Origin of the sequence: Rouxiella badensis, assembly GCF_002093665.1 — a bacterium.
Taxonomy (GTDB): domain Bacteria; phylum Pseudomonadota; class Gammaproteobacteria; order Enterobacterales; family Enterobacteriaceae; genus Rouxiella; species Rouxiella badensis.
Genome location: NZ_MRWE01000016.1, coordinates 13115 through 37327, shown reverse-complemented (window position 1 = coordinate 37327; position 24213 = coordinate 13115). Strand labels below are relative to the sequence as shown.

The 24213-nt window shown below is 54.9% G+C and carries 19 protein-coding genes; 5 read left to right on the top strand and 14 right to left on the bottom strand.

Annotated features, from left to right (window positions below):
• The first annotated feature begins 36 nt into the window (after window positions 1-36).
• On the top strand, window positions 37-357 hold the full coding sequence (gene glpE / locus BS640_RS11140) for a thiosulfate sulfurtransferase GlpE (protein WP_017493072.1): 321 nt from the start codon (window positions 37-39) through the stop codon (window positions 355-357).
• 86 nt (window positions 358-443) lie between these two features.
• Here the strand turns inward: glpE and BS640_RS11135 are convergent, their stop codons facing one another.
• From BS640_RS11135 to rbsK, 4 genes are all read right to left on the bottom strand, one after another.
• On the bottom strand, window positions 444-1757 hold the full coding sequence (locus BS640_RS11135) for an MFS transporter (protein ID WP_017493071.1): 1314 nt from the start codon (window positions 1755-1757) through the stop codon (window positions 444-446).
• Window positions 1758-1772: 15 nt separating this feature from the next.
• Window positions 1773-2270 carry a NanQ anomerase/TabA/YiaL family protein gene (locus BS640_RS11130; protein WP_084912582.1) on the bottom strand — a complete coding sequence of 166 codons (498 nt, stop codon included), beginning with the start codon at window positions 2268-2270 and terminating at the stop codon, window positions 1773-1775.
• A gap of 140 nt (window positions 2271-2410) precedes the next feature.
• Window positions 2411-3340: a dihydrodipicolinate synthase family protein gene (locus BS640_RS11125; RefSeq protein WP_084912581.1), complete on the bottom strand. Its 930-nt coding sequence runs from the start codon at window positions 3338-3340 to the stop codon at window positions 2411-2413.
• A gap of 110 nt (window positions 3341-3450) precedes the next feature.
• On the bottom strand, window positions 3451-4665 hold the full coding sequence (gene rbsK / locus BS640_RS11120) for a ribokinase (protein WP_084912580.1): 1215 nt from the start codon (window positions 4663-4665) through the stop codon (window positions 3451-3453).
• A gap of 267 nt (window positions 4666-4932) precedes the next feature.
• Between rbsK and glpG the strand changes: the two genes are divergently transcribed.
• The 3 genes from glpG to glpD all read left to right on the top strand — a co-directional run bounded on the left by glpG (window position 4933) and on the right by glpD (window position 8352).
• Window positions 4933-5769: a rhomboid family intramembrane serine protease GlpG gene (glpG, locus tag BS640_RS21920; protein WP_017493067.1), complete on the top strand. Its 837-nt coding sequence runs from the start codon at window positions 4933-4935 to the stop codon at window positions 5767-5769.
• Between the two features lie 9 nt (window positions 5770-5778).
• Window positions 5779-6537: a DeoR/GlpR family transcriptional regulator gene (locus tag BS640_RS21915; RefSeq protein ID WP_139802810.1), complete on the top strand. Its 759-nt coding sequence runs from the start codon at window positions 5779-5781 to the stop codon at window positions 6535-6537.
• A 303-nt stretch (window positions 6538-6840) separates the two neighbouring features.
• Complete coding sequence (glpD, locus tag BS640_RS11110) at window positions 6841-8352, top strand: glycerol-3-phosphate dehydrogenase (protein WP_084912579.1); 1512 nt, start codon at window positions 6841-6843, stop codon at window positions 8350-8352.
• A 54-nt stretch (window positions 8353-8406) separates the two neighbouring features.
• On the opposite strand, the gene glgP is transcribed toward glpD, so the two are convergent.
• The 6 genes from glgP to asd form a co-directional block, all read right to left on the bottom strand.
• The gene (glgP, locus tag BS640_RS11105) at window positions 8407-10854 is read right to left on the bottom strand and encodes a glycogen phosphorylase (RefSeq protein ID WP_084912578.1); all 2448 of its coding nucleotides are present in this window, start codon (window positions 10852-10854) and stop codon (window positions 8407-8409) included.
• A gap of 29 nt (window positions 10855-10883) precedes the next feature.
• The gene (gene glgA, locus BS640_RS11100; RefSeq protein ID WP_017493064.1) at window positions 10884-12314 is read right to left on the bottom strand and encodes a glycogen synthase GlgA; all 1431 of its coding nucleotides are present in this window, start codon (window positions 12312-12314) and stop codon (window positions 10884-10886) included.
• An 84-nt stretch (window positions 12315-12398) separates the two neighbouring features.
• Window positions 12399-13676, bottom strand: coding sequence for a glucose-1-phosphate adenylyltransferase (gene glgC, locus BS640_RS11095; RefSeq protein WP_017493063.1), 1278 nt, complete (start codon window positions 13674-13676; stop codon window positions 12399-12401).
• Between the two features lie 24 nt (window positions 13677-13700).
• A complete protein-coding gene (glgX, locus tag BS640_RS11090; RefSeq protein WP_084912577.1) occupies window positions 13701-15689 on the bottom strand; it encodes a glycogen debranching protein GlgX in 1989 nt (662 codons plus the stop codon).
• The gene (glgB, locus tag BS640_RS11085; protein ID WP_017493061.1) at window positions 15689-17875 is read right to left on the bottom strand and encodes a 1,4-alpha-glucan branching enzyme; all 2187 of its coding nucleotides are present in this window, start codon (window positions 17873-17875) and stop codon (window positions 15689-15691) included. The genes glgX and glgB overlap by 1 nt, the downstream gene beginning before the upstream one ends.
• Before the next feature lie 408 nt (window positions 17876-18283).
• Entirely contained in the window at window positions 18284-19387 is a 1104-nt protein-coding gene (asd, locus tag BS640_RS11080) for an aspartate-semialdehyde dehydrogenase (protein ID WP_017493060.1), read from the bottom strand.
• A gap of 226 nt (window positions 19388-19613) precedes the next feature.
• Here asd and BS640_RS11075 point away from each other — a divergent pair, with 226 nt between their 5' ends.
• The gene (locus BS640_RS11075; RefSeq protein WP_084912576.1) at window positions 19614-20207 is read left to right on the top strand and encodes a YhgN family NAAT transporter; all 594 of its coding nucleotides are present in this window, start codon (window positions 19614-19616) and stop codon (window positions 20205-20207) included.
• A 28-nt stretch (window positions 20208-20235) separates the two neighbouring features.
• Here BS640_RS11075 and rhaM read toward each other — a convergent pair whose 3' ends face one another.
• The 4 genes from rhaM to rhaB are packed head-to-tail and all read right to left on the bottom strand — an operon-like array spanning window position 20236 to window position 24102.
• Window positions 20236-20550, bottom strand: coding sequence for an L-rhamnose mutarotase (gene rhaM / locus BS640_RS11070; RefSeq protein ID WP_017494399.1), 315 nt, complete (start codon window positions 20548-20550; stop codon window positions 20236-20238).
• Window positions 20540-21382: a rhamnulose-1-phosphate aldolase gene (rhaD, locus tag BS640_RS11065; RefSeq protein WP_084912575.1), complete on the bottom strand. Its 843-nt coding sequence runs from the start codon at window positions 21380-21382 to the stop codon at window positions 20540-20542. Before rhaD ends, rhaM begins: the two co-directional genes overlap by 11 nt.
• 9 nt (window positions 21383-21391) lie before the next feature.
• Window positions 21392-22648 carry an L-rhamnose isomerase gene (locus BS640_RS11060; protein WP_084912574.1) on the bottom strand — a complete coding sequence of 419 codons (1257 nt, stop codon included), beginning with the start codon at window positions 22646-22648 and terminating at the stop codon, window positions 21392-21394.
• A complete protein-coding gene (gene rhaB, locus BS640_RS11055) occupies window positions 22645-24102 on the bottom strand; it encodes a rhamnulokinase (protein ID WP_193791218.1) in 1458 nt (485 codons plus the stop codon). Before rhaB ends, BS640_RS11060 begins: the two co-directional genes overlap by 4 nt.
• Window positions 24103-24213: the final 111 nt, after the last annotated feature.

The window sequence follows — 24213 nt, the reverse complement described above, 5'->3', positions numbered from 1 at the left end:
ATAGACGCATCCCGTCATGACGAGGCAAAAAGCAGCATGGAACAGTTTGAAGCAATCAGCGTTGAGCAGGCCCATAACCGCCTGAAAGAAGGGGGTGCAGTGATGGTTGATATCCGTGACATTCAGAGCTTTAACAACGCCCACGCACCCGGCGCTTTCCATTTAAGTAACGAAAGCATCGGCGCATTTATGCAGCAAACTGAATCCACCACGCCGGTGATGGTGATGTGCTATCACGGCATCAGCAGCCGCAGTGCCGCACAATATCTGCTGACCCAGGGATTTGATTCGGTATATAGCGTCGATGGTGGCTTTGAAGCCTGGTCGAAAACCTTCCCTCAGGACGTTGAGGTATAAGATTTTTCTCGCGGAGGAGCGACGCTGAATGGGCCGCTCCTCTCACCCCCCACGCGCTGTGGCAAAAGGGCTTCTCTGCTAGGTCTTTATTTCTGCATCGTGACCTGAATCGGTTTTTTCACGAATAGGCCGTAGCTCAACGCGCCCAACGTCAGTAGCCCCGCGCCAAGGAAGAACACGTTAGTGAACTGCCCCGTGGCGTCGAGGATGACGCCGGTAACAATCGGTGCACAGGCGGCCCCAAGAAATCCTCCAAAATTCTGGATAGCCCCCATCGAAGCCACCTGCTCTTTCGGCGCGATGTCGGAGGCCAGCGTCCAGATAACGCCCTGTGGCAGCTGTGAGAAGAAATAACCCACCGACAGCAGCCCAATACTCAGCGCGGTGCTGTGCACGAACGGAACCGGCGCAACGAAGCAGGCAGCCATGGCGGCACCGACGACAATGGGCACTTTACGTGCCGTAATGGTATTCACACCGCGACGAATTAATCGGTCTGAGATAGAGCCGCCGCACAGCACGCCCAAAATCCCCGCAAAGAACGGAATTGCCGCCAGCCAGCCGGTCTGTTTCAGGCTAAAGCCCAGTGATTTCTCGAGATAGCCCGGCAGCCAGGTCAGATAAACCCAGATGGTAAACATGATAGAGAAGTTGCCGATCACCATGAACCAGGTGGTTTTATGTTTGAACAACGCCGCCCAGCTCGCCCTGTTGTTGCCGTTAGCCTCAACGACCGACGGCTGCACTCGTTGAGCGTTGGCGTGGATCGACTGCTCTTCACGCTCGGAAGGGTTTCGATAAAACTTCAGCCACACCAGCAGCAGCGGAATGCCCGCCAGGCCGATGGCGATAAACATACCGCGCCAGCCGAGAGTCAGCAGCAGCACGGTGAGAATCGGTGGTGCTACGGCGTTTGCAATCTGCGAACCGGTGTTAATGATCGAGGTCGGCAGCGCACGCTCTTTATCCGAGAACCAGCGGTGGGTTATCTTGATGCCAGAGGTAAAGAACGGCGACTCGGAAATGCCCAGCAGCACGCGCAGCGTATAAAACATCGAATAACCGTTCACAAAACCGGCCATCACTGTAAAGGTCGACCACAGGCCGACGCCCCACGAGAACATTTTTTTCGGTCCGAAACGGTCGACCAACCATCCCGCAGGCAAGTTTGCCAGCGCGTAAGGCCACAGGAAGGCCGACAGCAGCAGGCCCATTTCAGTCTGACTAAAACCAAACTCCCTGGCGATGGTCGTATTGGCAATACTGAGATTGGCACGGTCGAGATAATTAATGACCGCCGCGATAAGCAGAATAAAAATAATACCCCAGCGCAAGCGTGAAACAGCCGGAGCCGCCTTTTTTACCAGAGGTACATTGAGGGAAGAGGTGACGTCTTTCATAATTTTAATTATCCACTAGGGGTTATTCATAAATAAGCCATCGTCAAACAGGCTCAGGTGAATTTTAATCACGGCTTTACGAATAAAAGACTCGCTATAGGTATGACAACACGGGCGATGTAAATCTTGCGGAAAGAAAACAGCAAACATGCCAGGCACTAAACGAATCAGCGATTCATTATTCGTTTCCTGATAAAATACAATATCGTGATTCTCGGCACGGTCTTCGACCACCTGATGCTGTGCCGCACCGCGCGCCACGCCGATGGTTTCTTCGCCCTGCAAGAGAAACTGGATATCGACAAACTTAAAGTGTGACTCAGCTCGCATTTCATTCGCGGGAACGGTATTCATTTCCTGTAAAAGACAAAACATCTTTCCCGGAATAATGTCTATTTTCCCTGGCGTCAGCGTTGAAAAATCGGTTTGAGTAATAAATTTGATACCTTTATTAATAATCGGATGGAGAGCAAACTTTTCACGCTCCCAATCACGCAGGCAACATACGATCATGTTGAATAATCCTTTTATATTTTTTATTCCGAAAGTCGAGGCACAGAATGGCGATAAAAATTAATTCGCCTGATGCCACTTTCAGTCTGGGATATTCAAAAAGCGGATGAGGTCGAGACTCATCCACACGTCATAGCGGCTTAAACGGCCGCGATTTTTTTCTGCCACAGCGCGGTGCCGGTGCTTATCTGGTCCAGCAACACGGTGAGCCCCCAGAATTTCTCCAGCACATTGTCTTTGTTTACCCGACAGAACTCGCTATCAAAGGTGCCCAGACGCTGATGATAAATTTTGGCGTTTTTCGGGTAACCCAGCGTTTCTGTCACCGCTCCTAACGACAGGAAAATCGCCAGCTCTTCGGCCAGTTTCGGATGCGTAGCGGCCTTGTGATACAGCCAGCCGTAAAGTTCCGGGTGGAAGTTGGTGAACACGCCGCTAAAGCCCTTCGAACCCGCCAGCATCGCCGGATAGGCGATCGCCGCATTGGCATTGATAATATTCAGTGGCGTCTGTGCCACCAGTTTCACGCGACGGGTCACGGTAGACAAATCGCAGCTCACGTCTTTAAGCACCACAAAACGCCCCGTGTTGGCGCAGTACGTCAGCTCTTCGTCGGTCAGCAGGCGGCGATACGGCGCCGGACACTCATACAGCCCCAGCGGCATGGATTCGGGTAACGCACTCAGCAACTGGTCGAGCGTGGCAAAGAAGGTCTCACTGCCCTGATTCTTCGGATCCAGGTGATTGGTCACCAGCACCAGCGCGTCCGCACCGGTTTTCGCCATCGCGGTCAGCTCGTTAATCTGCTGTTCGATATCGTCACTGATATGGCCCGAAGCAATCACCGGAATACGCCCTGCCACCTTATCGACCACAAATTTGGCCAGCGCCACGCGCTCGTCGAGGGTCAAGAACTGCATTTCGCTCGACTGACACACGGCAAACAGCGCGTCGACACCCTTCTCGAGATACCAGTCGATCAGGCGGCTGAGGCCCGGATAATCAATCTGGTTGTCTGCGCTGAAAGGCGTCAACATCACCGGCACAATGCCCTCAATACTTTTACTCATCACTACTCCTCACAGTGCCCGTAGGCATCAGACGTAATCGATTACGCGGACGCTAAAAAAGTTATTTAAGGCAGCGACCGCCACAGGAAACTCAACAGTGAACGCAGCATTTAACGCTGCGCCAGGCGCGCTAAAACTTGCGCGTTATCAGGCATGTTCGATGCACCTTCACGCTCGACCGCCAGTGAGGCAAACGCGGCCGCATAGGTTGCCGCCTGCACCAGACTCTGCCCGTTGGCTAGGCTTGAGGCCAACGCGCCGTTAAAGGCATCGCCTGCACCGGTCGTGTCGACGCTCAGCGCCGGAAAAGCCGGGATATGCTGGAACTGATGGCCGTCGAGCAACAGGGCCCCGCGTGACCCCATAGTGATGATCACCCGCTGTGCACCCTGACTCACAATCCGCTGCGCCGCCTCTTTGGCACTCGCCAGATCCTGCACGTCGATACCTGAAAGCTGCGAGGCTTCGGTCTCGTTGGGCGTGATAACATCAACGTATTCGAGGCACTCAAGCGCATGGCTGGAAGAGGGGGCAGGGTTGAGTATTACCGTTACTCCCAGCGCTTTCGCCAGCTTCATCGCGCTCAGCGTGGCGGCAAAATTATTCTCGAGCTGCACCAGCAGCACGTCGGAATCTTCGAGTTCAGGCGCAATAGCCACCACCTCGTCTTCGCTAATGGTTTTATTGGCACCGGAATAGATGGCAATCATGTTCTCGCCATTCTCCTGCGAGACATAAATAATGGCGTTGCCAGTCGGTTCTGTTTCCGATTGATAGAGCGTAAAAGAGTGGATTTCTGAAGAGGTCAGGTGCTCATAGGCAAATTGACTGAACTGGTCTTTACCCACCTTGGAAACGAAATGCACCTTGGCACCCGCACGGCTGGCCGCCGTTGCCTGGTTCGCTCCTTTACCCCCCGGTCCAAGCGTACTGCCTAACGCCAGCAGGGATTCTCCGCCCTTCGGAAAACGTTCAACCTTTGCGACAATATCGACGTTGAACGACCCCAGAATGCAGACCTTACCTTTCATGTCCTTTCCTTTATGTTGCTGCACGGCCTGCTTTCTTTTCTGAATTTGCAGGCGCTCAAGCAACACTTCGAAGTTGCCACCGGTGTCGGTAATCAGCTTTGACTGCAAACTCCGGCGAATCACCATTGCCCCACCGTGGCAGCGCTGCACCAGCCTTTCCTCAGCCAATGCGTTGAGATCGCTACGAATGGTTTCACGGGTCACCGAAAATAATGACGCCAGGACCTCAACCTTTACCCGCTCGTATTTATCCAGATAATCCAGAATTTGCTGCCGACGCTCTTCAAGAAACATAGTCATCCACCTTTTCTATTCTCAGAATAAATGCGCTCGGCCAATTAAAGAGTGATGCTGCTCATAGGTTGATTGGCAAAACGGAAGCAAACAAAAATTGCAGTTTATGATGTTGCGTCAGACACATTGCGCCGAATTTCTCTGGCATACAGCGAGGGAAGCTAACGTTATAATCGATAGCTCGAAGACTTGGCTCACCGCAGGTCATTGCCAGGAAGCAAGATAATAAATCTTTAAATCAGATAATTACGGGACCAGCAGAACACTATGATAAGAATTATCAGCCTGTCTAACCCCCGCATTGCGCAGGCGTTTGTCGACTACATGGCAACACTTGGGGTCCAGCTGCAGGTGAAACATGATGGACAGGAAGTCCAACTCTGGCTGGAGGATGAGTCACAGTTGGAAAAGGTCGAGCCTGAGCTCAACCTTTTTCTGAAAGATCCGCTGCATGCACGCTATCAGGCGGCCAGCTGGCACACTGGCAGCACCCAGGCCAACCTGCAATACGAACGTTACTCCTACTGGCAGCGGATCCGCAGCCAGGCGGGTCCGCTGACGATGACCGTGATGGTTATTTGTATTTTGGTCTATATCCTTCAGCAAATTTACGGCGACCAGACGGTGATGGAGTGGCTGGCATGGCCCGCCGACCGAAGCCAATATAGTGAACTGTGGCGCTGGTTCACCCCGGCATTCCTGCACTTTTCCATCCTGCACATCCTGTTTAACCTGATGTGGTGGTGGTATCTCGGCGGGCCGGTTGAAAAACGCCTCGGCAGCGGCAAACTGTTTACTATCGCGCTCATCTCCGCGCTGTTAAGCGGTTGGGGACAGTCCCTGTTCAGCGGCATCTATTTTGGTGGCCTCTCCGGCGTAGTTTATGCATTGATGGGCTACGTCTGGCTGACCGGCGAGCTAAAACCTGAACGTCAGCTCTCTCTGCCGCGCGGATTAATGGTGTTCGCTATTGCCTGGCTGGCGCTGGGATACTTTAATGTGATGGGTCTGGCGATTGCCAATGCAGCCCATGTATTCGGTCTGGCCGTGGGACTTATTATGGCCTTTTGCGATACGCGTACGCCGCGTAAGAAAAGCAGTTAGGGGATTTCGGTGAAACAAACACAACGTCATGACGCCATCGTCGAGTTGGTCCGCCAGCAGAGCTATGTCAGTACTGAGGAGCTGGTGGAGCATTTTGCCGTCAGCCCGCAAACTATTCGTCGCGATCTCAATGATTTAGCCGAGCAGAACAAGATTCATCGCCATCACGGTGGGGCGGCGCTGCCGTCCAGTTCGGTGAATGCTGCCTATAACGACCGCAAGATCATGTGGTCAGATCAAAAGGCACGTATTGCCGCGCGCGCGGCGAGCCATATTCCCGACGGGTCTACGCTGTTCATAGACATCGGCACCACGCCGGAGGCCGTTGCCCACGCGCTGATTAACCATTGTGACCTGCGCATCGTGACCAACAACCTCAATGTTGCCACCCTGCTGACGCCGAAAGAGGACTTCCGTATTCTGTTGGCCGGCGGTGAAGTACGCAGCCGTGACGGCGGTATCATGGGCGAGGCCACGCTCGACTTTATCTCCCAGTTCCGCCTCGACTACGGCATTTTAGGCATCAGCGGCATCGACATGGACGGTTCATTGCTCGAGTTCGACTACCATGAAGCGCGAATCAAGCGCGCAATCATCGAGAATTCGCGCAATGTGATGTTGGTTACCGACCATTCCAAATTTGGCCGCAACGCCATGGTCAACCTCGGTAACATGAGCCTTATCGACTCGATGTTTACCGACCAAAGACCGCCAGAAAGCGTAATGGCGCTGATTAACAAGTACGAAGTCCACCTCGAACTCTGCTAATACCCCGCCGGGCGATGCCTGCTTATTGCCCGGCAACCTCTCCCCACCTTCTTTCTATTTCGACCTTCGTTTTCCCTGCATCCCTGCCCAACCCTCCTCCCAAAACGCGCAATAACGAAAAATGAGGATAAAAAGTCATCTTCTCGTCATCCTTACCCGGTTAAATCGGGGTGAAAATGTTACCTCCATCACGCATGAATGTTTTTATTTGGTTAACTCTTGGCTTGTTTGTTGGTTATCGATTACAATCATGAGCGAAAACGAGCATTAAAGAGCTATTACGAACATCTGGAGGAAGATGACGTGGAAACCAAAGACTTGATCGTAATCGGTGGCGGTATTAACGGTACCGGTATCGCTGCGGATGCAGCTGGCCGTGGGCTATCCGTTCTGCTGCTTGAAGCGCAAGACTTGGCCTGCGCGACCTCTTCGGCCAGTACTAAATTGATCCACGGTGGCCTGCGCTATCTGGAACACTACGAATTTCGTCTGGTGAGCGAAGCCTTGGCCGAACGTGAAGTCCTGCTGAAGCTGGCCCCACACATTGCGTTCCCGATGCGCTTCCGCCTGCCTCACCAGCCGCACCTGCGTCCGGCCTGGATGATCCGCATCGGTCTGTTCATGTATGACCATCTTGGCAAACGTACCAGCCTGCCGGGCAGTAAAGGGTTAAAATTTGGCCAGAATTCGGTGCTGAAGCCCGAAATCACGCGCGGATTCGAATATTCAGACTGTTGGGTTGACGACGCCCGTCTGGTGGTACTCAACGCACAGGAAGTGGAAGAGCGCGGCGGCGAAGTTCGTACCCGCACTCGCGTTACGCGGGCATGGCGAGAAAACGGCCTGTGGATGGTTGAAGCACAAGAGATAGACAGCGGTAAAACCTTTACCTTCCGCGCCAAAGGCCTGGTTAACGCTGCCGGTCCGTGGGTGAAAACCTTCTTTGATAATGGGTTGAAGCTGAAATCACCTTACGGTATTCGTTTAATCAAAGGCAGCCACATCGTGGTGCCGCGCGTTCATAACGAGCCGCAGTCTTATATTTTGCAAAACGAAGACAATCGTATCGCCTTCGTGATCCCGTGGATGGACGAATTCTCGATCATCGGCACCACCGACGTTGAATATAAGGGCGACCCTAAAAACGTCAAAATCGATGATAGCGAGATCGACTATCTGCTGAAAATCTACAACGAATATTTCAAGAAACAGCTGACGCGTGAAGACATCGTCTGGACTTATTCCGGCGTGCGCCCACTGTGCGATGACGAGTCAGATTCAGCGCAAAAGATCACCCGCGATTACACGCTAGATGTGCACGACGAACAGGGTCAAGCGCCGCTGCTGTCTATCTTCGGCGGCAAACTGACCACCTATCGCAAGCTCGCCGAGCACGCGATGGAGAAACTGTCGAAGTACTATCCTGATGCCGGTCCAGCGTGGACCAAAAATGGCCTGCTGCCGGGTGGTAAGATTGGTGAAAGCCGAGAGAGCTACGAGGCAGAACTGCGTCGTCGCCACAGCTGGTTGCCAGAATCTTTGGCACGCCGTTATACCCACACTTACGGCAGCCAGACTGAGCTGATACTCGCTGGCGCGACAGCTCTGGACTCGCTGGGCGAAAACTTCGGGCATGATTTTTACGAAGCGGAGCTGCGTTATCTGGTCGAGAAAGAGTGGGTCGTCGAGCTCGATGATGCCATCTGGCGTCGCACCAAGCTCGGTATGTGGCTGACAGTACCTCAGCAGGCGCGCGTCGCCGAGTGGTTAAAAGAACACCGTCAGGCGCGTAAAGGGTTGTCTCTGGCTTCTTAAGCCTTTATCAAACATCCTCGTCCCCCGCTTTTCAGCGGGGGACATTTTATCCCCTCAAAGCTTGACCGGTTTGATATTCCAAATCTTCTCAGCGTATTCGCTAATCGTCCTGTCCGAAGAGAAATACCCCATATTGGCAATGTTAAGCAGCGCGCGACGTGACCATTCGTCCTGCTGTTTGTACAGTTCATCGACCTTATCCTGCGTATCGACATAGCTGCGATAGTCTGCCAGCAGCTGATAGTGGTCACCGAGGTTGACCAGGCTATCAAACAGGTTGTGATAGCGTTTCGGGTCACCCGGGCTAAACGTACCGGTCGCAATCTGGGTTAGTACCTTGTGCAGCTCGGCATCGTTCTCATAGTATTCATGCGGGTTATAGCCGTTGTTACGCAGCGCCTCGACCTCCGGCGTCGTGTTGCCAAAGATAAAGATATTCTCCTCACCCACGTGTTCCAGCATCTCGACGTTTGCCCCGTCCAGCGTGCCGATGGTCAATGCACCGTTGAGCGCAAATTTCATGTTACTGGTGCCGGAGGCCTCGGTCCCCGCCAGCGAGATCTGCTCGGAAAGATCCGCTGCGGGAATGATCATCTGCGCCAGACTGACGCTATAGTTGGGAATAAACACCACCTTCAATTTGTGATGCGCCCGAGGATCGTTGTTGATAACCGTGGCGACGTCATTAATCAGGTGGATTATCTGCTTCGCGGCATAGTAGGCCGACGCAGCTTTACCGGCAAAAATCACCGTGCGCGGTACCACGTTCGCATCGGGATCGTCGATAATGCGGTTATAGCGGGTTATCACGTGCAGTACGTTTAGCAACTGGCGTTTGTACTCGTGAATACGCTTGATCTGCACGTCAAACAGACTGTGCGGATCGATAACCACCTCGAGCTTTTCACCGACGTAAGCCGCCAGCCGCTTTTTGTTTTCATACTTGGCTTTTTGCAGAGCCTTGAGGAAGCTAGGATAGTCGATGTCCTGCTTCAGCTCGGCCAACTGGCTGAGATCGGTACGCCAGGTGTGACCAATCGCATCGTCGAGCAGCGCCGACAGCGGTTTGTTGGCCAGCCCCAGCCAGCGACGCGGCGTCACGCCGTTGGTCATGTTGCAGAATCTACCGGGGTAAATTTTCGCGAAGTCGGCAAACAGCGACTGCACCATCAGGTCCGAGTGCAGCGCAGACACGCCGTTGACCTTATGGCTGGCAATCACCGCCAGCCACGCCATACGCACCCGGCGGCCGTTGGTTTCGTCGATAATCGAAACCCGGCTTTTCATGGCATTGTCGCCGGGCAACAGTTCTTCGACGTAGTTAAGAAAGTGTTCGTTAATCTCAAAGATTATTTGCAGATGACGCGGCAGAATTTTGCCGAGCATGTCCACCGGCCAGGTTTCCAGCGCTTCGCTCATCAGCGTATGGTTGGTGTAGGAGAAGACGCGACTCACTGTCTCCCACGCAGAAAGCCAACTTTTTTTATGTTCATCAATCAGCAGGCGCATTAGTTCGGGAATAGACAGCACCGGGTGGGTGTCATTCAAGTGGATAGAGATTTTATCCGCAAGATTGTCGAAGGTTTTGTGGGTGCTGTAATGGCGATTGAGGATATCCTGCACCGTCGCCGAGACTAGGAAATACTCCTGGCGCAGACGCAGTTCGCGGCCCGAATAGGTCGAGTCGTCGGGATACAGTACCCGCGACACGTTTTCAGAATGGTTTTTATCTTCCACCGCCGCGAAATAGTCGCCCTGATTAAACTTACCGAGGTTGATTTCGTTACTCGCCTGCGCGCCCCAGAGCCTGAGCGTGTTGGTGGCATCCGTATCGAAACCGGGGATGACCTGATCGTAAGCGACCGCAACAACCTCTTCGGTTTCGAGCCAGCGGGTCTTCGAGCCTTCGTGCTGCAAACGTCCGCCGAAGCGCACTTTGTAGCGGGTATTGTAGCGCTGAAACTCCCACGGATTGCCGTATTCAAGCCAGTAGTCCGGCGACTCTCTCTGCTCGCCGTCGACGATGTTCTGGGTAAACATGCCATATTCATAGCGGATGCCGTAACCCCGTCCCGGCAGGGCCAGCGTAGCCAGTGAGTCAAGGAAACAGGCCGCCAGTCGCCCCAGACCGCCGTTGCCTAAACCGGGGTCATTTTCTTCACCAATCAACTCCTCGAGATCCAGCCCCATCTCGTCAAGCGCCTGCTTGATGTCGTCGTAAATGCCCATCGAAAGCAGCGCGTTCGACAGGGTGCGACCAATGAGAAACTCCATCGACAGATAGTAGACCTGCCGCACGTCCTGCGACAGCTGTGCGCGGTTGGCGCGCAACCAGCGTTCGACCATACGATCGCGCACCGCGAACAGCGTGGCGTTCAGCCAGTCGTGCTGGTTGGCAACGGAGGGATCTTTACCAAGAATAAACATCAATTTATAGGCGATGGAATGCTTTAGCGCATCAACGCTGACGGTAGGTGAGGTGTAGTTAATCGGTGAAGTCATAGCATTTCGTCCCCAATCTGGTGAGTGGTTCAAAGCCGTTGATACAGATTCTGATATGCCTGTGCAGCCACTTTCCAACCAAAATCAATGCCCATCGCGTGGTGCTGCACGTGTCGCCAATGCTTGGGGCGACTCCAGAGCACAAACGCACGTCGAATGGCGTTACTCAACGATTTACCGGTACTTTCCTCAAAAACAAATCCGCTGGCCGTGCCATCGGCCAGGTTTTCCAACGCACAGTCGACCACCGTGTCCGCAAGTCCGCCGGTGCGCCTGACCAACGGCAGCGTGCCGTACTTCAATCCATAGAGCTGCGTCAGTCCGCAAGGCTCAAAACGGCTTGGGACCATAATGACATCAGCACCGGCAATAATGCGGTGCGAGAAGGCTTCGTGATAACCGAGCTGAACGCCGACCTGCCCGGGATGTTCGGCTGCGGCGGCCAGAAACGCCTGTTGCAGCACGGCATCACCGGCACCCAGCACCGCGAGCTGACCGCCCTGCTCAAGCAGGTCTGGCAGGCCTTCGAGCACCAGGTCCAACCCTTTCTGATTAGTCAGTCGGCTCACCACGGCAAACACCAGACGCGAATCGTCTACGTCCAGCCCCATCGCCCGCTGTAGGTAAGCCTTATTGACGGCCTTAGCGCGGAGGTCCTCCGCACTGTAGCGCGCAGAGAGCAGGACGTCGGTCCTGGGTTCCCAAATCGCCTCATCTACACCGTTGAGAATGCCGGTCAGTTTACCTTCGCTCTGCCGCTCTAGCAGCAGCGCCTCCATGCCATAGCCGAACGCAGGCTGGGTTATTTCTTTGGCATAGGTTGGGCTGACGGTGGTCACGTGATCGGAATAAAATAGCCCGGCCTTGAGGAAGGAAATTTGGCCGTAGAATTCGAGGCCGTGCATCTGGAAGAACTCGGGTGGGATCTGTAGCTCCTGCAAATGCTGGGCAAAGAACAATCCCTGAAACGCCAGATTATGCACGGTGAAAACGGTCTTCGCCGGACGCCCGCGCGCGACGATATAGGCCGATGTCAGGCCAGCATGCCAGTCGTGGGAATGCACCACCTCCGGCTTCCAGTTAGGGTCAAAACCGCACGCCAGCTCGCACGCCATCCAGCTCAGCAGCCCGAAACGCAGATGATTATCGACGTAGGCGTTTGAGGCCTGATCGTGATATGGACTGCCGGGGCGGTCATATAATTTTGGTGTATCAATAAGATAGATGCCCACGCCCTGATACAGGGCATAGCGCAGCTCAACGTGTCCGGCAAACGTGTCCAGCGAGCCTACCAGATGAGTTTCCCCGATGCCTTTTTTGACATCGGGGAAAGCAGGAATCAAAACGCGAACATCATCTCCCTCGGCAATTTGCGCGGCGGGGAGCGCACCGGCGACGTCTGCCAGGCCGCCGGTTTTTAACAGAGGAAACAGCTCGGAACAAACATGTAAAACCTGCATTCTCGCTCCTGAATTTTCATCGCGCCAAACACGTCGAATTGCGCGAACCGAAATAAGTTAAAAATTCGATCTCTTCGGCAGGCTTTATAACTTCGCCAACATGCTGCGCGTTACCAGCACTATCCCGCTTTCCGATCGATAAAAACGTTTGCTGTCTTCCTCTGCATTTTCCCCGATGACCATGCCTTCCGGGATGTGGCAGGCTCTGTCTATTACGCAACGGCGCAGGCGGCAGGACCGGCCAATATTGACATCAGGTAATAGAATGCTTGAGTCGATATTGCAAAATGAATTAATGCGTACACGTGGAAAAAGCACCGAATGCACCACGACCGAACCCGACACAATACAGCCACCCGAGACCAGTGAGTTCATGGTCATGCCGTGACTGCCGGACCTGTCCTGCACAAATTTAGCGGGCGGCAGCGGCTCCATGTGGGTACGAATCGGCCAGTTGGTGTCGTACATGTCTAACTCCGGCGTCACCGATGCCAGGTCCAGATTCGCGCGCCAGTAGGCATCTATTGTGCCGACATCGCGCCAGTATGGCGGCAACTCATTGTTCGAAGTCACGCACGACAAACCGAACGGATGCGCCCACGCCACGCCCTGACGGGTAATTTTAGGAATCAGATCTTTCCCGAAATCGTGGCTGGACTCTTCGCTGGCCATGTCCTCTTCCAATAGCTGGAACAAATAGTCCGCATTGAAAATATAGACGCCCATGCTGGCCATTGCCTTATCGGGTTGACCAGGAATCGACGGCGGATCCTTCGGCTTCTCAATAAATGACTTGATCTGGTAGTCCGGGCCGATGTCCATGACGCCGAACTCGCTGGCCTCCGCCAACGGCACCTCGAGGCAGGCCACGGTGCATTGCCCGCCCTTCTCGACGTGGTCGATCAGCATGCGGGAGTAGTCCATTTTGTAAATATGATCCCCGGCAAGAATCACCACATACTCGGCACGATAACGCCGAATTATGTCCAAATTTTGATAGACCGCATCGGCGGTTCCCTTATACCAATGCTCGGTGCTCTGACGCTGCTGCGCCGGAAGCAGGTCAACGAATTCATTCATCTCTTCATTAAGGAACGACCAGCCGCGCTGAATGTGCTGCACTAACGTGTGCGACTGATACTGCGTGATCACGCCGATCCGCCGGATCCCAGAGTTGAGACAGTTCGATAATGCGAAATCGATAATGCGAAACTTACCGCCGAAATGAACTGCGGGTTTAGCACGAGTGGCGGTCAGATCTTTTAAACGCGATCCTCTGCCCCCGGCCAGGATCAGCGCTACCGACTTGAGAGGTAATTGCCTCGCCAACATCATGCGGTCATTGAATTCTAATGTAGCCATAGCTGAATCCTTCCTGTTGCCCTGCTAGCCTTGGGTCATCACGCAGAGCGTTTTTGCCGTCGCTCGCCAAGGCGAGCCTTCCCTGACGTTTTGTTGTTCATTGTCAAAAGGCGCAACACACAGCCAGCGGCCCTCTGGTAATGCCATTTCAACGTCATTAAGTGATGAATTGACCACCAGCAACCAGCGGTCAGACAAACGTATTTGCAGGCACTGCTGCCCGCTTTGCTCCCAGCTTGTTGTTGTCATCGGCTGTCCGGCGCCGTCGAGCCACTGCACGTCTTCCGGCATTCCCTGCCACCAGCTGTTCTGCGTCAACGCAGGAATTTTTTTGCGTAAAGATATAAGCGCGCTTACGTACTCGGTGAGTCCCTTGTCCCCGTCCCGCCAGTTGAGCCAGGTCAAGGCATTGTTCTGACAATACGCGTTGTTGTTGCCCTGCTGGGAGTGACCGAACTCGTCCCCCGCCAGCAGCATCGGCGTCCCCTGCGATAAAAACAGCGTGGCGAGCAGCGCTCGCTGGCTGAGGCGGCGCTGCTTTGCGACCTCTTCCGACACCTCCAGCCCCTCCTGCCCGTGATTCTGGCTGTAGTTGTTGTCGTGTCCGTCGCGGTTGTCTTCGCCGTTGGCCTGATTGTGTTTGTCATTAAAGCTGACCAGATCGCGCAGATTGAACCCATCGTGCGCGGTAAGCATATTCACAGCGGCGGAAGGCAGTCGGCCATCGTGATCGAAAATATCGGCAGATGCGGCAAAACGGGTTGCAAAATCGCCTATCGGCAGCGTTCCATAGAGCCAGAATCTGCGAATGTCATCGCGCCAGTGGTCGCTCCATTCGGCGAAAGGCGCAGGAAAATTGCCAACCTGATAGCCATCCGGTCCGATGTCCCAAGGTTCGGCAATCAGCTTGCAGTGTCCTAGTACCGGATCGGCCTTGATGGCCTTAAACAGCGCCGAATCAGCGTGAAATTCGGGTGTACGACCCAGCATAGTGCCAAGATCGAAGCGAAAGCCGTCGACGTGAAAGCTCTCTACCCAGTAGCGCAGGCTTTCCAGCGTCCAGGCGACCACCTCGTCGTCGACCAACCGCATAGCATTGCCGCAGCCGGTCAAATTGTTGTCACTGCCGTCGTCGTTCAACCAGTACCAGCTGCGGTTATCCAGGCCGCGTAGGGAAACCGTCGGCCCTTCGACGTCCAGCTCGGCGGTATGGTTGAACACGACGTCTATCAGGACCTCAATCCCGGCCTGATGCAGCGCCCTAATGGCGGTCTTGAACTCGTGAGCGGCACTGACGCCGTTTACGCCGCTGGCATAGCTAGGTTCAAGTGCACAGGGTGCCAGTACGTTGTAACCCCAGTAATTGCTCAGCCCCATGTGTTGCAGGCGAGGTTCATCGGCATGATGCTGCACCGGCAACAATTCCAGCGCGGTAATACCGAGACGCTTGAAATAATCCAGCATCACTGGATGCCCGAGCGCCGCGTAGGTCCCACGGAGAGCTTCAGGAATATCCGGATGAAGCTGCGTCAGGCCGCGAACGTGTGCCTCATAAATCACGGTTTCGCCCCACGGAACGGCCGGAGCGGCGTCATCCTGCCAGTCAAAATGATCGTGGGTGACCACCGATTTTGGCACCAGGTCGGCGCTGTCACGCGGGTCGGCAGCCTTTACACCGCCGCACAACCGAGGGTCATCGCCAAGACCGCCCTCCAGCGCATGAGCGCTGGGATCGAGCAATAATTTCTGTGCGTTGAAACGCAGCCCCTTAGCCGGATCAAAGGGGCCATGGGCGCGAAAACCGTAGCGCAGACCCACCTGAGCGCCCGGCAAATAGCCGTGCCACAGATTGCCGGTGCGCGACGGCAACGGCAGGCGCGCTTCCGCCCCCTTCTCGTCAAAAAGGCAAAGTTCAATCTTTTCAGCACCGGAGGAAAAAACGCAAAAATTGACGCCATCTCCATCGAAACTGGCACCAAACGGCGCTGGCTTACCGGGCTGAAGAGAGGCCATTAGACGTCCTCCCGCCGCAAATAAATGGTGGCCAGCGGCGGGATCACCACCGAGAGCGAGTGTTCGCGGTGATGGCTGGCATAAGGCTCGGTGTAGACGTGTCCCTGATTACCCACGTTGCTGCCGCGATAATAGTGAGAATCGGTGTTCATGATTTCGTGATAGCGGCCCGGACGACTGACACCAATGCGATAGCCATAGCGAGGAACCGGCGTAAAGTTACTGATAACAATCAGTTCGTTACCCTGCTCATCGCGGCGGGCGAAGGCGAAGATCGAGTTTTCGTAATCATCCACCACCAGCCACTCGAAGCCGCGCGGGTTGAAATCCAGCTCATACAGCGCCGACTGATCGCGATAACAGAAGTTAAGGTCGCGCACCAAATGCTGCACACCTTTGTGCCAGCCGTAAGGCTCTTCAAGCAGATGCCAGTCGAGACTGTAGTTAAAGTCCCACTCGCGTCCCTGAGCGAATTCGCAGCCCATAAACAGCAGCTTTTTACCCGGATGCGCCCACATAAAACCGTAATAGGCGCGCAGGTTAGCGAACTTCTGCCAGGCGTCACCCGGCATCTTGTCGAGCATCGAGCCCTTGCCGTGCACCACTTCATCGTGAGAGATAGGCAGGATAAAGTTTTCGCTGTAGGCATACAGCACGCCAAAGGTCAGCAGGTTGTGATGATATTTACGGTGCACCGGATCAAGCTGCATATAGCGCAGCGTGTCGTTCATCCAGCCCATGTTCCACTTGTAATGGAAACCCAGCCCGTTGGCCTCTGGCGGCATCGTCACGCCCGGATAGTCGGTAGACTCTTCGGCGAGCGTCACTGCGCCGCCCAGCTCACGACCGATGGTCTGGTTGGTATAGCGCAGGAACGAGATAGCCTCAAGGTTCTCGCGACCGCCGTAATAGTTCGGGATCCATTGCCCCTCTTTGCGACTGTAGTCGCGATAAATCATCGAGGCGACGGCATCAACGCGCAGTCCGTCGATGCCGTAACGTTCAATCCAGTAAAAACCGTTGCCCGACAGGAAGTTGCGTACCTCGTGGCGACCATAATTATAAATCAGGGTATTCCAGTCCTGATGGTAGCCTTCGCGCGGGTCGGCATATTCGTACAGCGCGGTGCCGTCAAACTGTGCCAAACCGTGGGAGTCGCTCGGGAAATGCCCCGGCACCCAATCGAGGATCACGTTCAGCCCGGCGTCGTGCACCGCGTCAATGAACGCCTTGAACTCTTCCGGCGAACCGTAGCGCCGCGTCGGCGCGTACATGCCGAGCGGCTGGTAACCCCAGCTGCCGTCAAACGGGTGCTCGTTAATCGGCATCAGTTCAATGTGGGTGAACCCCATCCATTTGACGTAGGACACCAGCTCTTGGGCCAGCTCACCGTAGCTCAGCCAATAGTTGTTGGCAGCATGACGACGCCAGGAGCCGAGGTGTACCTCATAGACGGAAATGGGCTGGTTGAATTGATTGGCCTTCCGGCGATCGTCAGAAAACGCCACCGGCGCAGGAAGTTGACGCACCACAGAGGCGGTTTCGGGGCGCATCTGCGCCTCAAAAGCGTAAGGGTCGGCGCGCAGGCTCAGGTTGCCGCGGCAGTCGATAATTTCAAATTTATAAAGCTGACCTTCGCGAACGGCGGGGATAAACAGTTCCCAAATACCGTTTTCACGGCGCAGACGCATCGGATGGCGACGTCCGTCCCAATAGTTGAAATCACCCACGACGGAAACGCGGGTCGCGTTCGGTGCCCAAACGGCAAACATCACACCTTCAACGCCGTCGAGCGTCAGCGGATGTGCGCCTAATTTTTCATAAGGCCGCAGGTGGGTGCCCTCAGCCAGCAGCCAGATATCCAGCTCCTCAAGCAAAGGACCAAAACGATAGGCGTCATCAATAACATAACGGTTGTCGCCCCAGCGCACCTCCAGCTGGTAGCTGAAAGATTTTTTCCGGCGGGGCATCAAGCCCACAAAGAATCCACGGTCGTCATAGCGCCGCAGTTCGGCAACGCGACTCTGCTTTTGGGTGTCGATAACCCAAACCTCGTCGGCATCCGGTAAAAGTGCACGCACTTCCAATCCCGCAGCGACCTCATGCATTCCTAAAAAGGAAAAAGGATCGGCGTAGCGACCGGAAAAGATTTGGTTAATGACGTGCTGGTCGGGAAGTACTGGCATGGTATTTCATCCTGTGATCAATTAATCAACAAATCCAAGAACAATCATTCTGTCGGCCCGATCGTTTTTTCCTTTAGCGTCGCGTTTTCATCCCTGAAAAGACCCATTTGCCAGATTTAACCCGAGAAAAATACTCCGCTCCTGACTCACTACTCTGCGCCGAACTAGCCGGCGAAGATTGGCTGTACTCACATTTTTAAAAAAAGCAGATAAATGCCCTACTAAATTTCCAAAATCTTCTCTACTAAGCATAGCTAAAGCTTTCTGAGAACAAGGCCTGAATTAAAAGAAATTTTTCGTAAAGATGAGAAGCGTGGGAATGGTCAAAAAACAGACTAAAAGGTGACGGTAAGACAATAAAAAAGGGATGCCAACGGGCATCCCTTAACGTTTTTTTGCTAAAGCAGATTACAGCAGGATACGCAGCATGCGGCGCAGCGGTTCAGCTGCGCCCCACAGTAGCTGGTCACCTACGGTAAAGGCCGACAGATACTCAGGCCCCATATTAAGCTTACGCAGACGACCCACCGGCGTGTTCAGCGTACCGGTTACCGCAGCGGGCGTCAGCTCACGCATCGACAGCTCGCGATCGTTCGGGATCACGCGAACCCAGTCGTTGTGCGTTGCCAGCATCTGTTCGATTTCTGGAATCGACACGTCTTTTTTCAGCTTCAGCGTAAACGCCTGGCTGTGACAGCGCAGCGCACCGATACGAACGCAGAGACCGTCGACAGGAATGACGTTGGAAGTACGCAGGATTTTGTTGGTCTCTGCCTGGCCTTTCCACTCTTCTTTGGTCTGGCCGTTGTCCAGCTGCTTGTCTATCCATGGGATCAGGCCACCGGCCAAAGGTACGCCGAAGTTGTCGGTTGGCAGCGTGCCGCTGCGGGTCAGCTCGGTGACTTTACGCTCGATGTCGAGAATGGCCGAAGCCGGATTCTGCAACTCGTGCGCCACAGAATTGTGCAGCATGCCCATCTGGGTCAACAGTTCGCGCATGTGGCGAGCACCGCCGCCGGAAGCCGCCTGATAGGTGGCAACAGACGCCCATTCGACCAGGTCGTTGGCAAATAGACCGCCGAGCGACATCAGCATCAGGCTCACGGTACAGTTACCGCCAACGAAGGTTTTGACGCCTTTGTCGATGCCTTCATGGATCACGTTCTTGTTAACCGGATCCAGAATAATAATCGCGTCGTCCTTCATTCTTAAAGAAGAGGCGGCGTCGATCCAATATCCCTGCCAGCCGCTTTCACGCAGCTTTGGATAGATTTCATTGGTATAATCTCCGCCCTGACAGGTAATAATGATGTCGAGCGCGCTAAGTGCGTCGATATCAAAGGCGTCCTGCAGCGTACCCTGATGCCCACCGAAAACCGGTGATGGCTGGCCGTGCTGCGAGGTAGAGAAGAATACCGGGCGAATGGCGTCGAAATCACGTTCTTCTGTCATGCGTTGCATGAGCACAGAACCGACCATACCGCGCCAACCGATGAAACCTACATTTTTCATAATATCTGTCCTGCCGTGAGGGTGATTACTGCAAATATTGCGCGTTTGCACCGTTTTGGCACAATTCACCCGTCAAAAATGGATAAAAGTGCGATGTACTGCCCTATGAGCGCGCGAGCCTATACCTTACAAAATGTACGCTAAGTGGCAAGTGAATTTAATCGATACCAGGCGCTTTGTTAGCAGCGCTGCTTATATATAAATAAAACCTGAGGGATTTGCGGTTATGACTGAAATGATTTCGGCTACGGTTTTGTTGTTTCTGATTATGGATCCGCTGGGCAACCTGCCGATTTTCATGTCCGTACTCAAGCATCTGGATCCCAAACGACGCCGCGTGGTGTTGATCCGAGAAATGTTGATCGCCTTGATCCTGATGCTAATTTTCCTTTACGCGGGCGAGAAGATCCTTTCGTTCCTGAATCTGCGTACCGAAACCGTCTCGATTTCCGGCGGTATTATCCTGTTCTTAATCGCTATCAAGATGATTTTCCCGTCGCATGAAAATAACAGCAGTGGGCTTCCCGCGGGCGAAGAGCCGTTTTTAGTGCCGCTAGCTATTCCGCTGGTTGCGGGCCCTTCCATTCTGGCAACGCTGATGCTGCTTTCACACCAGTATCCTAACCAGATTGGCCACCTCACGCTGGCGCTGTTCATCGCCTGGGGTATCTCGATGGGTATTCTGCTGCTGTCCAACCTGTTCCTGCGCCTGTTGGGCGACAGAGGGGTCAGCGCGCTTGAACGCCTGATGGGATTAGTGCTGGTCATGCTCTCGACGCAGATGTTCCTGGACGGCGTGCGGGCCTATTTGAAGATTTAGAACGGTGCTCCGCAGGGAGCACCGTACATTAGGCTAAATAAAATACCGACTTAAGCTCCTGACTCACCGGGCTGTTGTCCGCATTCGACGGCATCAGCTCGCACATCGACTGCCACCAACGTTGACACACCTCGGTGCTGGCCACCGCGTCCCACCGCGCCTGCGACTCAATTTCCACCACCGCGAACAGCAAATTACGTTCCGCGTCCAAAAAAATACTGTAATGGTGGGCGCCATGCGCCTTGAGCGTCTGCTCCAGTTCAGGCCAAATCGGCGAGTGTCGGCGCTGATATTCGGCGTGAGCGTCAGGATATACCTGCATCACGAAGGCTTTACGCAACATTGCGTTTGTCCAAATGCAATGCCTCCTGCCACGGATTAACGCCGAAACGCTTGCCGAGGGCGATGAGCTCCTGCGTGGTAATCGTCTGCTTCATGCCGCCCATCGAGATAACCTTCACCAGCACTTCCGAAGATTTTTCGGCAGTGTCGATCAATCCAAAGGTCTCGTCCAGCGTCGGGCCTGCGCCGAAAATACCGTGGAACGGCCACAGCACAATGCTGTGCGACTTCATCTGCTCGGCGGTCTTCTCGCCAATGCCGTCGGTGCCAGGCACCATCCACGGCACAATCCCCACGCCGTCCGGGAACACGACCAGACACTCGGTGCTGCCTTCCCAAAGCTGGCGCGTAAAGCTCGCCGCGTCCAGCTCCAGCACGTAGCTCAGCGCCATAAAGTTCGTCGCGTGACAGTGCATGATCACGCGGTCGGTGCCGTTGGTCAGCTGTTTACGCACGCTGTGCGACTGGAAATGCGACGCCAGCTCGGAGGTTGGCACACCGCCGTTCACCAGTCCCCAATGGATTTTATAAGACTTGCCGTCTTCGCTGACCTGAAGCAGCACCAGGCTGTCTGCGGGGTCAAGCTGCACATTGCGGAAAAATTTTCCGGAGCCGGTCACCAGGAACCAGTAGTTAGCCAACAGTGGCGCGGGTTGGCTTAGCTCGATATGGCGCGGTGCGGCCACAAAATCGGACTTGAATGGCGCGACCTCGTCCTCCAGCAGGCGCAGGCTGATGTTGCCGCCGTTGCGCTCGTCCCAGCCCTTCAGCCACATGTCGCTAGTTGCCTTCACCATTCCCTGCACAAACCAAGAGGAAAGAATGCTTTGCATGATAAATCCTTAACGTTGACTGAGTATTTGTTGTTCATAACGGCGCACGTCGGTAATCCAACCGGCATCGGCGGGCACGTCATTGCGCAGGCAGTAGGTTTCCCACACTGCCTGCCACGGCAGCGATTTCTGCTCCTCGAGCAGCGCCAGACGCAGCGTATAGTCGCCCTCATTTTCGGCCTTGCGCAGCTGATCGAGTGGCTCCAGCAGGGCACGCAGCAGCGCTTTCTTGGCGTTGCGGGTGCCGATAACCCAGGCGGCGATACGGTTGATGGAGGCGTCGAAGAAGTCGAGGCCGATGTGGACTTTGTCGAAGAGATCGTTGCGCACGATTTCGTTGGCGATGGCCTGCGTTTCATCGTCGAGAATGACCACGTGGTCACTGTCCCAGCGCACAGGGCGGCTTACGTGCAGCAGCAGGCGCGGCACGTACAGCATGGCGGTCGAAATTTTGTCGGAAATCACTTCGGTCGGATGGAAGTGACCGGCATCCAGCGTCAGTGCGGTTTGGCGACTGGTGGCATAGCCGAGGAAAAATTCGTTGGATCCCACGGTATAGCTCTCTGCGCCAATGCCGAACAGCTTGCTCTCGACCGCGTCAATGTGGTGCTGCGGATTCAGCTTCTCGCTGATGATTTCATCCAGTGCGGTCATCAGACGCTGGCGCGGCCCGAAGCGGTCGACGGTCAGGTCTTTCATGCCATCTGGCACCCAAATATTCATCACCGACGGTGTGCCAAGCTGCTCGCCGAATGACGCAGACACCTTGCGGCTTGCCTGACAGTGTTCAATCCAGAACTGGCGGGTCTCAGGATTTGCGCTAGAGAGCGTAAAGCCGTCGGCGCTCAGTGGATGCGAGAAGCAGGTTGGGTTGAAGTCCAGGCCAAGGCGATTCTTTTTGGCCCAGTCGACCCAGTTGCTGAAATGCTTGGGTTCAATCTCGTTACGCTCGACCGGGCTGTCGCTTTCAAGATAAATCGCGTGCAGATTCAGGCGTTTTGGACCCGGGATCAGCGAGAGGGCTTTATCCAAGTCGGCGCGCAGCTCCACGGCAGTGGTCGCACGGCCCGGGTAGTTGCCGGTTGCCTGAATACCGCCGGTCAACGCGCCCTGAGGGTTTTCAAAGCCGCGCACATCATCGCCCTGCCAGCAGTGCATGGAGACAGGCAGTTGATCGAGTTTGGCCAGTGCGGCCTCAACGTCTACGCCCACGGCGGCAAAACGCTGTTTCGCAAGGTCAAACGCCTGATCGATAAGCTTGGTCATAAGCAAAATTCCTTATTAGGTTGGCTCAGCGCCTGAAAACGTGGCCAGCTGGCCGCGATTGCGCTATTGGAATGAGGTTCAATGCGATGTAACGGGAAATGTTCTGCCACCCGCTGGCGAAACGCGCCGACGTCTTTGATGTCACCCAGCGCAATCAGCTGACAGCCGATGTTGCCGAGCGTCGACGCCTCAATCGGTCCGGCAATGACCGGCACATTGCAGGCATTGGCGCACAGCTGGTTGAGGAAATGGTTCTGACAGCCCCCCCCGACAATATGTAGCTGCGTGAAGGGTTTACCGCGCACGTTGCCCAGTTCTTCGAACACCTGGCGGTACAGCAGCGCCAGGCTGTCGAAAATACAGCGCGCAAGTTCGGCGGGGCTGTGTGGCTGCGGCATGGCGTTTTCGACGCAGGCGTCCTGAATCTCACGCACCATGCTGGCTGGGTTGATAAAACGATCGTCGTTGGGATTGATAAGCCACCGGCAGGCGGTCTGACGCGCCGCATCGTCAATCAGCGCGCACAGGTCATCGATGTGCAGCTCCTCGCAGACGCGCTGTAGCAGCCAAAGCCCCATAATATTTTTCAGCACCCGATAACGCCCTTCAACGCCGCCTTCGTTAGTGATATTGGCCTCCAACGCGGCGCGGCTGTTGTAGGGCGTCTGACTTTCGAAGCCCATAAGCGACCAGGTGCCCGAGCTGAGATAGGCGGCATCGGCGTGGGCAAGCGGCGTACCCAGCACGGCGCTGGCAGTGTCGTGCGTTGCGACGGCGATAACCGGAACACCCTTGCCGCGCGGGCTTTTCCATTCGCCTACTGTGTGGCCGGGCTGGGAAGGACGGCCAAACCACGCGGCCTTGGCGCCTGCCCAGTGCAGCAGCTTGCTGTCCCACTCGCCGCTCTCGATATTTAGCATCTGCGTCGTGGTCGCGTTGGTGTATTCCCAGCACAGCGCGCCGGTGAGGCGATAGTGCAGATAATCGGGGATTTGCAGCACGTGAGCGATGCGCTCGATTAGCTCCGGCTGGGCCTGCGTCAGCGCCCGCATTTGGTAAAGGCTGTTAAACGGCAGGAACTGAATGCCGGTCTGTTTATAAATCGCCTCGCAGGTCAGCTCACGCTGCGCCTTCGCCATCACACCGTGAGTGCGCTTATCGCGATAAGAGACAGCGGGTGCCAGACGTTGGCCGTTGGCATCCAGCAGCACAAAATCGACGCCCCAGGTATCAATGCCGAGGCTGTCCAACGCAATACCTTCATCGTCCAGCTGCTGTAAACCGGCGCTAATGGCCTGCTCCAGCGCGTCAACATCCCAGCATTCATGTTCATCGATTTGCACCAGATGATTGGAGAAACGGCTGACTTCCCGCAGGGTCAGCGTGCCCTGTTGGAGGTCGGAACGGGCCAGCATAATGCGGCCGCTGGAAGCACCGAGGTCGATAGCGACAATATGACGAATGGTCATTGGATTTCAGTCCCTGCTGATTCAATGCCTACAGTCTAAAATCACTGAAATTCGCCGCCTTTTCGTTACTGCCAGCGCCAAACGCTTGCTGGCAAT